This window comes from Rhodococcus sp. GB-02 (genome assembly GCF_053470465.1).
This window is the reverse complement of the sequence record NZ_JBPUKE010000004.1, coordinates 642153-655199: the sequence shown is the minus strand read 5'-3', so window position 1 is coordinate 655199 and position 13047 is coordinate 642153. Positions and strand designations below refer to the sequence as shown.

Sequence of the window (13047 nt, the reverse complement as noted above, 5' to 3'; positions counted from 1 at the left end):
CATGTTCGATTATGCTTTGGGGTGGGGATCGGGGGATTCAATGAGTGTCTTGTTGTCGGACGTGGTGTCGGGTTCTGCGGTGGGGTTACGCGGACGTCTGTGGCGGTTGTCTGCTGCTGAGTTGCGAGAGGCTGCGGTGTCGGCGAGTGCGGAGATTCTGCGGCTGGAAGCCGTGCGGGTGGCGGTCGTGGACGAACTCTCGTTGCGTTCCGATGATCAGGTGATTGCCAGTCGCGGTGTCGGTTCGTGGTTGGCGGCCAACACGATGCTGCAGGTACGGGACGGGAAGAAGATCGCCGCCCTGGGCGCAGCGTTGCGGCCGTTCCCGGCTGTGGCTGCTCGGTTCGATGACGGGGATTGCTCGTTCGATCATGCCGCCTTGATCGTGGCGTTCTGTGAGTCCCCACCGAAGGGGATGCCGGAGGAAGCGCTATCGAAGTGCATCGATTTGTTGTTGGCGGCTTCGTCGGGTGTGGAGGCGACGACGACAAAGGTGCGGAATGTTATCGCGACGTTGGAGCGGTTGTTCGAATCCGATGAGATTCCGCCCGCCGAAGATGTCGACCGGAACGAGTTGCGGATCGCCTCGACGTTGAACGGTCGGGTGGTGGTCCGCGGAGATTTCGACGCCCTCACCGGCGAAATGCTGCTGTCGGCGTTGTCGAATTTGACGATGCCCACCCCGGCGCCGGACGGCACCCCCGATGCCCGGTCGGCGGCGAAGCGGACCGCGGACGGGTTCACCGAACTGATCCGCCGCTACCTCGACTGCGCCAAGACCGGTACCGATGGTGGGCAGCGTCCGCATGTGAACGTGCACATCAATGCTCGTGATTTGGCTGAGCACCGGGACTGCGCCGCACAGTCTTCGGATTCGGGTGATGACGGCTCTCTGGACCCCGCCGATCTTGATGTCGGGCACATGCCATGGCTCGGGCCGCTGTCGGTCTCGCAGACGAGGTTGTTGGGGTGTGATTGTTTCCTGTCGACGGTGTTGCTGGACGATCATGGCGCACCGCTCGATGCGAAACCCGGAAAGCGGTTGGTCACCGCCGAACAACGGGTCGCGTTGATCGCCCGAGACAGAGGCTGCGCGTTCCCGGGCTGTTCATGCGTACCGGCCTGGACTGATGCGCACCACATTAGGCACTGGGCCAACGGTGGGCCGACGGTGATGAACAACCTTGTCCTGCTGTGCCGCTCGCATCACCGGCTGATGCACCGGAAATCCGGGTTCGTCGGCAAGTGGGAGATTCGGATCGGCGTCGACAACAAACCCTGGTTCATCCCGCCACCCTCGATCGACCCCGGGCAGCACCCCAGGCCCGCGAACACCACATTCAAAACTTGACGACGGGCCTCAGGCACAACAGAACACGCCCAGGCTCCGTATTCGACTTGACTGTCGGAGGTGGAGTCCAAGGTGCGTGTTCTCGTGATGGCCGTGCTTTCGGCGCGGCCGTGCTTTCGGTGCGACCGTGATTTCGCTGAGACAGGGCGACGTGTCCCACTCAGTGGGTCATCTTTTCGTCGTTGCCACGGCGGTTGTGCCAGGTCATTTGGACGTCTGACCTGCAGCGCAAAATCATTTGTTAGAACACGTTCCAATTTCTCAGATTTGTGGCTATGGTCACAGAGATAGATGCGGGTGTGCGAATGAAAGGGTGAAGTGACGTGAAGACCAAGGGTGCAATCCTGTGGGGCCTGGGCGAGAAGTGGTCCGTCGAGGAGATCGAGATCGGCGAGCCGGTAGCCGGCGAAGTTCAGATTCGCATGGAAGCGGCCGGAATGTGCCACTCCGATCACCACATCGTCACCGGCGCGACCCCGATGCCGTCGTTCCCCGTCATGGGTGGGCACGAGGGTTCGGGCGTCATCACCAAGCTCGGCCCAGAGGTCAAGGGGTTGGAGGTCGGCGACCATGTCGTTCTGTCCTTCATTCCGGCTTGTGGAACCTGTCCGGCGTGTTCGGCTGGCCATCAGAATCTGTGTGACCTCGGGATGGGCCTGCTCAGTGGCCAGGCCATCAGCGACGGCACCTACCGAATCCAGGCTCGCGGCGAAAACGTGATCCCGATGTGCCTGCTAGGGACGTTCTCGCCCTACATGGTCGTGAACCAGTCGTCGGTTGTGAAGATCGAAAAGGACATTCCGTTCGAGGTTGCCGCACTCGTCGGTTGCGGCGTTCCCACCGGTTGGGGATCGGCAACACACATCGCTGATGTGAAGCCGGGCGAAGACATTGTGATCATGGGTGTTGGCGGCGTCGGTATCAGTGCCCTGCAGGGTGCTGTTGCGTCGGGTGCCCGGTACATCTTTGCTATTGATCCTGTGCCGTGGAAGCGTGAGCAGGCTCTGAAGTTCGGCGCAACACATGCGTTCGAAAGCGCCGCCGCTGCCATTCAGCCGATCATCGACGCTACGTATGGACGTATGGCGCAGAAGACGATCATCACCGTCGGCGAAATGAAGGGTGAGTACGTCGAAGAGGCGATGATCCTGACGGCCAAGGCCGGTCGTTGTGTTGTCACCGCAATGGGGCATCTGACGGACATGGACGTAAAGCTGAACCTGTTCCTGATGGCGATGCTTCAGAAGGATCTTCAGGGCAACATCTTCGGCGGTGGCAACGCTCGCCAGGACGTGCCGAACCTCCTTGCGATGTACAAGGCAGGCAGGCTGAATCTCGACGACATGGTCACGCGGACGTACACGCTCGAAGGTGTGAACGACGGCTACCAGGACATGTTGGATGGCAAGAACATCCGCGGCGTCATCCGCTACACCGAAGCTGACTGGTGATCGGAAGCGCAAGTGTTGTGCCAGTAGTCTGATCGGGTGCCCAGTACTCACAGTCTTGACGTAATTCAGCAGTGGCCGGTCGACAATGCGGCAGCGGTCGTCCTCTCCGGGAAGAACTCGGGTGAGGGCGACCGCGTTCGTGGTTTCAGCGGCGATCAGTCGCGCGTTTTCCCTCTGGCTTCGGTGACAAAACTGTTGTGCGCCTACGCGATTCTCGTCGCGGTGGAGGAAGGGGCGGTCGAGTTGGATGGGCCGGCGGGGCCTGAGGGGGCGACGGTTCGTCATCTCCTTGCACATGCGTCGGGGTTGGCATTCGCCGAACGTGTTGTCCAGGCGCCGGTGGCGTCGAAGCGGATCTATTCGAGCGCGGGATTCGAGGTTCTTGCCGAGTTGGTTTCCCGGGAGACCGAGATCGAATTTGCCGACTATCTGGCCGAGGCCGTGTTCGCGCCGTTGGGTATGTCCGGTGCGGCTCTCGTCGGTCCGGCCGGTCACGGCGCGCAGGCATCGGCGGACGACTTGGCCAAGTTCGCGGCTGAACTGCTCTCGCCGACGCTGATCTCGACGCAGACGTTCGTAGAGGCGACAACTGTTCAGTTCCCGGGGCTCAACGGTATTCTTCCGGGTTACGGCTCCCAGCGCCCCAACGACTGGGGACTCGGATTCGAAATTCGCGGCGACAAGCGTCCGCATTGGACTGGTCTCGAGAACTCGGCCACAACCTTCGGTCATTTCGGTCAATCGGGGACTTTCCTGTGGGTTGATCCCGCGATCGATACCGCGTGCGTCGTGCTTACCGATCGCGACTTCGGTGACTGGGCCAAACCTTTGTGGACTGAATTGTCCGATGGCGTGATCGGCGAAGTTTCTCGATAGAGCACAAATTTCTCTCCTTCCACTGGCGCAACACGGGTAACACAAGGCACACTGTTCAATCGAGCGTGCTGCATGAACTCGACAGAGGTCGTTGGGGAAGACGTCCCTCGTCGAAGCAGGAGGCTCGAGTGCGCGAAATGAATCAATTCGCGGACGTGACGACTGGTGTGGTTTACATCCACTCGTCGCCCGCGGCGCTGTGCCCGCACGTGGATTGGGCTTTGTCCGCCACGTTGGACAGCCCTGCCAAGCTCAGATGGACCTCACAGCCTGCCTACGACGGTCTTCTCCGTGCAACGACGGATTGGACGGGTCCCGTCGGAACCTGTGCCCGCCTGGTCGATTCGCTACGCGCGTGGCCGATGTTGCGGTTCGAGGTCACCGAGGACCCGAGTCATGGCGTCGACGGCGAACGGTACAGCCATGTACCCGGTCTGGGCCTGTGGCGCGGATCCACCAGTGCGAACGGTGATGTCGTCGTAGGGGAGATGAAGCTGCGGTCCATCATGAATTCCGGTGGAGACATCGCAGCGGAAATCGATCGGGCGATAGGCGCACCGTGGGACGAGGAACTCGAACCCTTCCGGAGTTCAGGCGAAGGTGCCGAGGTGACATGGCTGCGAAGGCGTGTCAGCTGACCGAGGTCCATCCTGAATCCTGAGTGCTCTCGCGGCTTGAACGACAAAGACTTGAATGACAAAGGTGGGCCCCGCCGTATCGGCGAGGCCCACCTTGCTGTCTAGAGTTGTCAGAGCGGAATGTTCTTGTGCCGCGCGCGGACAGATGGTGCAGACGCGAGCGCAGCGGTCACGATGCTGCGAGTCTTCGCCGGGTCGATTTCCTGGTCGACGACGCCGATTTCGACAGCGCGGTCGACGCCGCCCGCGATCGCCTCGTGTTCGGCAGCAAGACGGTCGTGCAATGCTTCACGCTCGTCGTCCGGTGCAGCAGCGAGAGCCCGCTTGTGCAGGATGCCGACCGCGGCCTTCGCGCCCATCACGGCTACTTCGGAGTTGGGCCAAGCGAATACGGCTGTGGCACCGAGTGCTCGCGAGTTCATCGCGATGTAAGCACCGCCGTAGATCTTTCGAGTGACGACGGTGACACGGGGGACAGTTGCCTCGGCGAAGGCGTGAAGCAACTTCGCTCCGCGCCGGACCACACCTTCCCACTCCATAGAAACGCCCGGCAGATACCCGGGAACATCGACGACGACCACGAGCGGCACGCCGAATGCGTTGCACAGTCGAACGAATCGAGCGGCCTTCTCTGCACTTTCGGAGTTCAAGCACCCCCCGAGTCGAAGTGGATTGTTCGCGATGACGCCAACGGTGCGTCCGGCCATCCGACCGAATCCGGTGACGATGCTCCGCGCGTAATTGCCTTGCAGTTCTTCGAAACTCGACTCGCCTTCGACGTTGTCGAGCATTTCGTGAACGATCGGACGGACGTCGTACGCGCGTTTTGCGGACGCGGGCATCATGGCGCGCAGATCGCTGTCGCCGAGCTCGGCCGCACGCTGATCGAATTCGCCCTGCTCGCACATCATCGAAACCAGGCGGCGTGCGCGGTGCAATGCGTCGGCCTCGTCGTGTGCGGCGATGTGTGCGACACCGGACTTCTTGGTGTGTGTGTCCGGGCCGCCGAGTGAAACCATGTCGACCTGTTCACCGGTGACACTGCGAACTACGTCTGGGCCGGTGACGAACACTCGGCCTTCCGGGGCCATGATCACGACATCGGTGAGGGCTGGACCGTACGCGGCTCCGCCGGCAGCGAAGCCGAGAACGACGGAAATTTGAGGTATGAGACCCGACGCGCGGACCATGGCCTCGAAGACCAGTCCGACTGCGTGGAGTGCTTCGACGCCTTCAGCCAGACGCGCGCCACCGGAGTGCCAGAGGCCCACGATGGGGGACTCTTCCTCGATGGCGGTATCGATGGCTTTGACGAGGTGTTTGCAGCCGTCGACACCCATCGCGCCACCCATGACGGTGGCGTCGGAGCAGTATGCGATGGTGCGGACGCCGTCGATGTTTCCGGACGCAGCAAGCACACCGGACTTGTCACGGGCATGGAGCGGCACTGTGGTGCCGGGGTCGAACAGATTTTCCAGGCGCGCAAGAGGATCGCGCGGGTCTGTCGATGATTCGGACTTTGTCACGGGGGCCAGGATGGTCATCGCGTCCTCCTTCAGTACGAGCCTTGGGTGGAACGAAAGGTCGGTGTTGTCCGCAGGTGACGTTGTGTTGCAACGACACCCGCGGACAGGTGCAAACCGCGGTTCGGGCTAGGCCCGACCGAAGGCGAGCGCGACATTGTGCCCACCGAAACCGAACGAGTTGTTCAGTGCGAAATCGAAAGAGCCGGTTCGGGGTTCACCCTTGACGACATCGAGATCGATCTCTGGATCCTGGCTGTCAACATTGAGCGTGGGCGGGATGATCCCGTCACGCACTGCCAGAACCGTGAGGACTGATTCGAGGGCGCCGACAGCGCCGATCGAGTGTCCCAGCGCGGATTTCGGGCCGTACACCGCAGCGTGATTGCCGACCGCTGCGTTGATTGCCTTTGCCTCTGCGATGTCACCGATCGGCGTCGCAGTGGCGTGGGCGTTGATGTGCTTGATGTCGGACTTCGTCAGTCCGGCCATCTCGATTGCTCGGGTCATGGCTCGCGCCGCGCCCAGGCCTTCCGGATGCGGCGCCACGATGTGGTACCCGTCCGAAGTGATTCCGGACCCAAGCAGGCGGGCGTGAATCGTTGCCCCGCGTGCCTTGGCATGCTCCTCGGTTTCGAGGATCATCAGTGCGCCGGCTTCGCCGAAGACAAATCCGTCACGGTCCTTGTCGAAAGGACGTGAAGCTGCGGCGGGGTTGTCGTTGTTGGTGCTCATCGCACGCATCATTGCGAAGCTCGCGATCGGAACCGCGTCGATGAAGCTCTCGACTCCACCGGCCACAACCATGTCCGCGTCACCCATGACAAGCATGCGATGAGCGTGAGCAATCGCCTCGGAACCTGACGAACATGCCGATACGGGGGTGATGACGCCACCACGGGCCCCGAGTTCGAGACCGACCGTTGCGGCCGGTCCGTTGGGCATGACCATCTGCACCGAGAACGGGGACACCTTGCGGTATCCGCCGCCGCGGAGCTTGTCGACGGCGTCGATGAGCGTGTCGCCGCCGCCGAGTCCGGTGCCGATGACAACGGCCAGGCGATCCTGATCAACTTCAGGGCTGCCGGCGTTGCTCCAGACCGTACGACTCAACGTGAGGGCAAGGCGTTCCACCCAGCTCATCCGTCGAATTTCGACGCGGGACAAGCCCTCGTCCGGTGAAACCTTCAGGTGCCCGCCGATGCGAATGGGAAGGTCGAACTCGTCGATGAACGGGTCATCGAGGATTCCGATGCCGCTTTCGCCGGCGAGCAGCGCCTTCCACGTGCCATCCACATCACCAGCCACCGACGTCGACGTCGCGAGGCTCGTGACGACGATGTCGGGGAATTTCCCTTTGCGGGTAGAAGCGGAAGTCACGGTCGGCTCACTCTGCGTTCTTGGCTTCGGCGCCTTCGGCTTCGAGCTTCTGGATGTACGCGACGATGTCGCCGACGGTGCGCAGGCCTGCAAGATCCTCGTCGGGGACCTTCACGCCGTACTTGTCTTCGGTCTGCACAGCGATCTCGACCATGGACAGGGAGTCGATATCGAGGTCGTCCACGAAGGACTTGTCAACGGTGACCTCGGAAGGCTCGATACCGGTGACCTCCTCCACGATCTGGCCGAGTTCCGCGATGATTTCTTCCTGAGTGTGGGCCACTGGTGTGGCTCCCTTCTTGATCGATTGAGGTGGGGTGAAACGTCCGGCCGCCGTTCGGGCTGATCGGCCGGGTGGGCGTCCGAGCTAGGTCAGCTCGGACAGTGCGGAGATATCCTCCGGGTTCTTGAGGGCCACCGTCGGCGTGCCACGCATTTCGCGCTTGGCAATTCCGACGAGGGTTCCGGCCGGCGGGAGTTCCACGATCGCGCTGACTTCTGCTGTCCGCAACGAAGCGGAGCAGAGGTCCCAGCGAACGGGGCGGGTTACCTGCGCGGCAAGTTTGGTGAGAGCGTCGGCTCCCGAAGAGACCGGTGCGCCATCCGAGTTGGAAAGCAGCGTGCGCGTCGGATCGGACGGGGTGATCTTGGCGGCAGCAGCTGCGACGGCATCCTGTGCAGGTGCCATGAAGCGGGTGTGGAACGCGCCGGCGACTGGCAGCGCGCGCACTCGTGCCTTTTCGGGCGCATTCGCCGCGAGTTCTTCGAGTGCGGTGAGCAGGCCGGCGGCCACGATCTGGCCGGCCGCATTGCGGTTGGCTGCTTCCAGTCCGAGTTCTTCGAGTCGTGCGAGTACTTCGGCTTCGTCTCCACCGAGAACCGCCGACATGCCGGTGGGCTCGAGCGCGCAAGCCTTGGCCATCTCGGCGCCGCGAATTGCGGCAAGCGCAACTGCGTCGTCAGCGGAGATGACACCGGCTACCGCAGCGGCGGCAAGTTCGCCCACCGAATGGCCGGCAGCGATGACGTCGGCGCCGAGCAGTCCACGTGCTTCGATTTCCTCGTATGCCAGCAGAGCAGCGGCAACGACGAGCGGCTGGGTTACCGAGGTGTCGGTGATTTCTTCGGCAGTCGCGGTCGTGCCGAGTCGGACCAAGTCCAGGCCGGCTGCCTTCGACCACACTTCGAGGCGGTCCTGTGCTCCGGGCAATGCCAGCCAGGGGCTGAGCATGCCGGGTGTCTGAGAGCCCTGTCCCGGGGCGAGCAACGAAATCACTTACTAAGAGAACACCGCCGCGAGTGACCTGCGAGATGTCGGTCGCGATGAACTCTGGCGAAGTGTTTTGTAGGGTTCCCACAAAATCCCACGTCGCGCTCGGCCATCGAAATTGGACGCTCGGGGGTTACAGGTTTGGTTGGCCGGATGTTAAAGATGTGACTGAAGTAACCGAATTGTTCGATTTGAGATCGATTTGTGTCAATCGGCCCACGGTAGCGGCGATCCGTAGTACATATGCGTCGCGTGGATTCGTGGGATCCCGGCCGGTAACTTCCGCAATTCGCTTCAAGCGGTACCGAACGGTATTTGGATGAACAAACAGAAGACGTGCACAAGTCTCAACCGCACCTCCACAGTCGAGATAACTGTCTAAAGTATCGGTCAAGACTGTGCCGGATTCAGCTAAAGGCGCGACCAGGAAATCGCGAAGAGCCTTTACGGCAGCAGCGTCTCCCAGTAGTGCCCGTTCCGGGAGCAGTTCAGTCGCGAAAACGGGACGAGGTGCGCCGCGCCACCCGGCAACGGCCTTGATTCCCGCGAGAGCTTCGGACGCACTGAAGTGCGCTGCGCTCAATGAGGGCGTTGTCGGGCCGATCACCACCGGCTCGTCGGCGAAACTCATGAGCAGGTCTTGAAGGAACTGGCTGCCTTCCGTCTTACTGCTCAGCTCACCGCTGACGATCATCACCAGCCGCGGACCCTGGACCACGGCGAGAACAGCGCGCCCGTGCGCGGCGGCAGTCGCGTGGACGGTGCCGGCAACCGAGACCCGCTCGTCCGGCGGGGGAGACCCGACGATGACGGTGGCCGGAGCAGTGGCGTCCCAGTTCAAGGTGGCGGCGCGGGAAAGCATGTCCGACCCGGTGTCTCCCTGCACGACGGCGTCGACGACGAGCGCTTCCAGTCGCGTGTCCAGGGCTCCACGAGATTCGGCAGCGCTTGCGTACACCGTCGCCGCTGCGAAGCCGAGTTCACGTCCGTACCGCAGGACGGCTTCTGTCAGCGCGATCAGCTGCTGATCGTTGCGGGCGAGAGCCGGTAGCCATTTCTCGAAGAACTCCATCGCCACTCGGACCATGTCGACCGTCTGGCGCAGCGTGAGCTGTCGAGCGAGGTCCTGAGGGATGACCGGAAAAGACTCATATCCGAAGCTGATCTCCGAGTCGAGTTGCCGCAGCCATTCCAGGAAGTTCACCACCGACGTCTGCACCAGGAGTTGAACGTCGGCGCGTTGCGAAGCGTCGAGACTGTCGAAGAACGGAAGCTGCTCCTCCATCACGGTCACGGCCTCGGTGGAGAGCCGACCGGAGAACTGTTTGACGCGGCGGAGCAAGGCCTCGGGGAGCGGATCGCGAACCTGACGACGGCGGGCGAGAACAGCCTGCAACCCGGACGACTGTGGTCGGGTGCGGCGTACACCCTCTTCGGGTTTCTCGGGATCAGGTTCGGGCATGAGAAAAACCTACGCCCATCGCCGCACCCGATGTCGAGATGACACCCGCGGCGATGGGCGTAGGTCTGTTTTCGATCGCCCGAACTGTTGCGCTACGACTTACGCGCTACCGGTGTCCCCGGTCTGCTCGGGGGCAGCGTTAACGTCGTCGATACGGTACCGGCTCGCTGCTTCGACGGCCTTGGACCGCTCGATCGATCCTTCCTTCGCCAAACCGATCAGCACGGCAACGACGATGGACTCGGCATCGACGTTGAAGTAACGACGTGCCGCAGTGCGCGTGTCGGAGAAACCGAACCCGTCCGTGCCGAGCGTCGTGTAGTCGCCGGGAACCCACTGACGGATCTGATCCGAGACCGCCCGCATCCAGTCCGAAGCCGCGACAACAGGGCCCTGAGCCGAGGACAACGCCGTGGTGACGAAGGGAACCGGAGCATCCTCGGACGGATTGAGCAGCGCCTGACGTTCGCATTCGACGCCTTCGCGGCGCAGCTCACCCCAGGACGTGACCGACCAGACGTCTGCCGAGACGCCCCACTCGTCGGCGAGCAACTTCTGCGCCCGCAGCCCCTCGGGCATCGCGACACCGGATACCAGTATCTGTGCCTTCGGGCCGGCGGCCTCGGACGTCTTGTAGAGGTAGATGCCCTTGAGCAAGCCCTCGACGTCGAGACCTTCGGGCTCGGCCGGCTGAACGTACGGCTCGTTGTAGATGGTGAGGTAGTAGAAGATGTTCTCGCCGCCGAAACCGTCGACGCCCTCGGTGCCGCCGTACATACGGCGCAAGCCGTCCTTGACGATGTGCGCCAACTCGTACGAGAACGCGGCGTCGTAGGTGACAGCGGCGGGGTTGGTGGATGCCAGGAGCAGGGAGTGTCCGTCGGCGTGCTGGAGACCTTCGCCGGTCAGGGTGGTACGCCCGGCGGTCGCGCCGAGAACGAATCCGCGAGCCATCTGGTCGGCGGCCGCCCACAGACCGTCGCCGGTGCGCTGGAAACCGAACATCGAGTAGAAGATGTACAGCGGAATCATCGGTTCGCCGTGTGTGGCGTACGACGTGCCGACTGCGGTGAACGAAGCCGTCGAACCGGCCTCGTTGATGCCCTCGTGCAGGATCTGGCCGATCGGGCTCTCCTTGTAGGCGAGCATGAGTTCGGCGTCGACGGACGTGTAGAGCTGACCGTTGCGGTTGTAGATCTTCAGCGACGGGAACCACGAGTCCATACCGAACGTGCGAGCCTCGTCCGGGATGATCGGCACGATGCGCTTGCCGATTTCCTTGTCGCGCAACAGTTCCTTGAGGATGCGCACGATCGCCATGGTGGTGGCGACTTCCTGCTTGCCCGAACCCTTGCGGATGACGTCGTACGTCTTGTCCTCGGGGAGCTTGAGCGGCGCCGCGTCGGTGTTGCGCGAAGGCAGGAACCCGCCCAGTGCTTTACGACGGTCGAGCATGTACTTGATCTCGGGTGCGTCGGCGCCCGGGTGGTAGTACGGAGGCAGGTACGGATCCTTCTCGAGCTCGGCATCCGAGATCGGGATGTGCTGCATGTCGCGGAACGCCTTGAGGTCGTCCAGCGTGAGCTTCTTCATCTGGTGCGTGGCGTTGCGGCCCTCGAAGTGCTTACCCAGGGTGTAGCCCTTGATGGTGTGCGCGAGGATGACCGTCGGCTGGCCCTTGTGTGCCATGGCGGCTGCATATGCGGCGTGGACCTTGCGGTAGTCGTGGCCACCGCGCTTGAGATTCCAGATCTCCTGGTCGGTCAGGTCCTTGACCAGTTCCTTGGTGCGGGGGTCGCGGCCGAAGAAGTGATCGCGCACGAACGCGCCGTCGTTGGCCTTGTACGTCTGGTAATCGCCGTCCGGCGTCACGTTCATCAGGTTGACGAGTGCCCCGTCGCGGTCGGCGTGCAGCAGCGCATCCCACTCGCGACCCCAGACGACCTTGATGACGTTCCAGCCGGCACCGCGGAAGAACGATTCCAGTTCCTGGATGATCTTTCCGTTACCGCGGACCGGGCCGTCGAGGCGTTGGAGGTTGCAGTTCACGACGAACGTCAGGTTGTCGAGGCCTTCGGTTGCCGCGACGTGAGCCAAGCCGCGTGATTCCGGCTCGTCCATTTCGCCGTCGCCGAGGAACGCCCACACATGCTGATCGGTGGTGTCCTTGATGCCGCGGTCGTTGAGGTAATGGTTGAAGCGGGCCTGGTAGATGGCGTTCATCGGGCCGAGGCCCATCGAGACCGTCGGGAACTCCCAGAAGTCGGGAAGCAGTCGCGGGTGCGGGTAGGACGGCAGTGCGCCGCCGAAGTCTGCGTGCGACTTCTCCTGGCGGAATCCGTCTAGCTGTTCCGCGGGGATGCGGCCCTCGAGGAAGGCGCGCGCGTAGATGCCTGGGGAGGCGTGACCCTGGATGAAGATATGGTCGCCGCCGCCGGGGTGGTCCTTGCCGCGGAAGAAGTGGTTGAAGCCGACTTCGTACAACGCTGCCGACGATGCGTAGGTCGAGATGTGTCCGCCGACGCCGACGCCCGGTCGCTGAGCGCGGTGGACCATGATCGCGGCGTTCCAACGAATCCAGGCGCGATAGCGGCGCTCGACCTCTTCGTCGCCGGGGAACCATGGCTCGTTTTCGGTCGGAATCGTGTTGACGTAGTCGGTCGAGGTGAGCGCGGGGAGTGCGACGTGCTTCTCACCGGCGCGTTCGAGCATGCGGAGCATGAGGTAGCGGGCACGCGTGGGTCCGGATCGATCCAGAAGTCCGTCGAATGATTCGAGCCATTCGGTGGTCTCGTCCGGATCGATGTCCGGAAGGTACGACGCAACACCTTCGCGAATGACGCGAACGCGACCGTCGGTTCCCCCCGGCGTATTCGATGCGGGCGGACCCGACTCGCCGGCGGCGCCGGAATCGGCGTTCTGCCCGGACGCGGGACCCTGGATCAGGTCAGACAACGTGTGCTCCTCATTGGTTTGGGGACGCGTGGTGGGGCGTCCTTACATAGGTGATCGAGGCCTTGTTAGGTCCGACGCACTTCCATCGTGAATATGGCGCGTACCTCATCTTTCACCATCCCGGTCGGTCCGGCACACCTC

Annotated in this window: 10 protein-coding genes; 4 read left to right on the top strand and 6 right to left on the bottom strand. The window is 62.7% G+C overall.

The annotated features are described in order from the left end of the window. Positions 1 to 40 precede the first annotated feature (40 nt). The 4 genes from ACSW29_RS27815 (at position 41) to ACSW29_RS27800 (ending at position 4316) form a co-directional block, all read left to right on the top strand. Positions 41 to 1351: a DUF222 domain-containing protein gene (locus tag ACSW29_RS27815; protein ID WP_448278834.1), complete on the top strand. Its 1311-nt coding sequence runs from the start codon at positions 41 to 43 to the stop codon at positions 1349 to 1351. A gap of 323 nt (positions 1352 to 1674) precedes the next feature. Further along, complete coding sequence (locus ACSW29_RS27810) at positions 1675 to 2802, top strand: NDMA-dependent alcohol dehydrogenase (protein WP_448278833.1); 1128 nt, start codon at positions 1675 to 1677, stop codon at positions 2800 to 2802. 36 nt (positions 2803 to 2838) lie between these two features. Further along, positions 2839 to 3678 carry a serine hydrolase domain-containing protein gene (locus tag ACSW29_RS27805; RefSeq protein WP_317826239.1) on the top strand — a complete coding sequence of 280 codons (840 nt, stop codon included), beginning with the start codon at positions 2839 to 2841 and terminating at the stop codon, positions 3676 to 3678. Between the two features lie 128 nt (positions 3679 to 3806). Continuing rightward, entirely contained in the window at positions 3807 to 4316 is a 510-nt protein-coding gene (locus tag ACSW29_RS27800) for a DUF3145 domain-containing protein (RefSeq protein WP_003941617.1), read from the top strand. A 110-nt stretch (positions 4317 to 4426) separates the two neighbouring features. On the opposite strand, the gene ACSW29_RS27795 is transcribed toward ACSW29_RS27800, so the two are convergent. The 6 genes from ACSW29_RS27795 to aceE all read right to left on the bottom strand — a co-directional run bounded on the left by ACSW29_RS27795 (position 4427) and on the right by aceE (position 12906). Then, positions 4427 to 5860, bottom strand: a complete 1434-nt coding sequence (locus ACSW29_RS27795) for an acyl-CoA carboxylase subunit beta (RefSeq protein WP_317826240.1) — start codon at positions 5858 to 5860, stop codon at positions 4427 to 4429. Between the two features lie 108 nt (positions 5861 to 5968). Further along, a complete protein-coding gene (locus ACSW29_RS27790) occupies positions 5969 to 7219 on the bottom strand; it encodes a KasA/KasB family beta-ketoacyl-ACP synthase (protein ID WP_003941591.1) in 1251 nt (416 codons plus the stop codon). Positions 7220 to 7226: 7 nt separating this feature from the next. Further along, positions 7227 to 7502 carry a meromycolate extension acyl carrier protein AcpM gene (gene acpM, locus ACSW29_RS27785; protein WP_003941649.1) on the bottom strand — a complete coding sequence of 92 codons (276 nt, stop codon included), beginning with the start codon at positions 7500 to 7502 and terminating at the stop codon, positions 7227 to 7229. An 84-nt stretch (positions 7503 to 7586) separates the two neighbouring features. Then, entirely contained in the window at positions 7587 to 8495 is a 909-nt protein-coding gene (locus ACSW29_RS27780; RefSeq protein WP_347873075.1) for an ACP S-malonyltransferase, read from the bottom strand. A 127-nt stretch (positions 8496 to 8622) separates the two neighbouring features. Continuing rightward, the gene (locus ACSW29_RS27775; RefSeq protein ID WP_230813804.1) at positions 8623 to 9951 is read right to left on the bottom strand and encodes a PucR family transcriptional regulator; all 1329 of its coding nucleotides are present in this window, start codon (positions 9949 to 9951) and stop codon (positions 8623 to 8625) included. Positions 9952 to 10050: 99 nt separating this feature from the next. Continuing rightward, positions 10051 to 12906 (bottom strand): pyruvate dehydrogenase (acetyl-transferring), homodimeric type, encoded by a 2856-nt coding sequence (gene aceE, locus ACSW29_RS27770; protein WP_317826242.1) that lies wholly within the window; start codon positions 12904 to 12906, stop codon positions 10051 to 10053. Between the last annotated feature and the right edge of the window lie 141 nt (positions 12907 to 13047).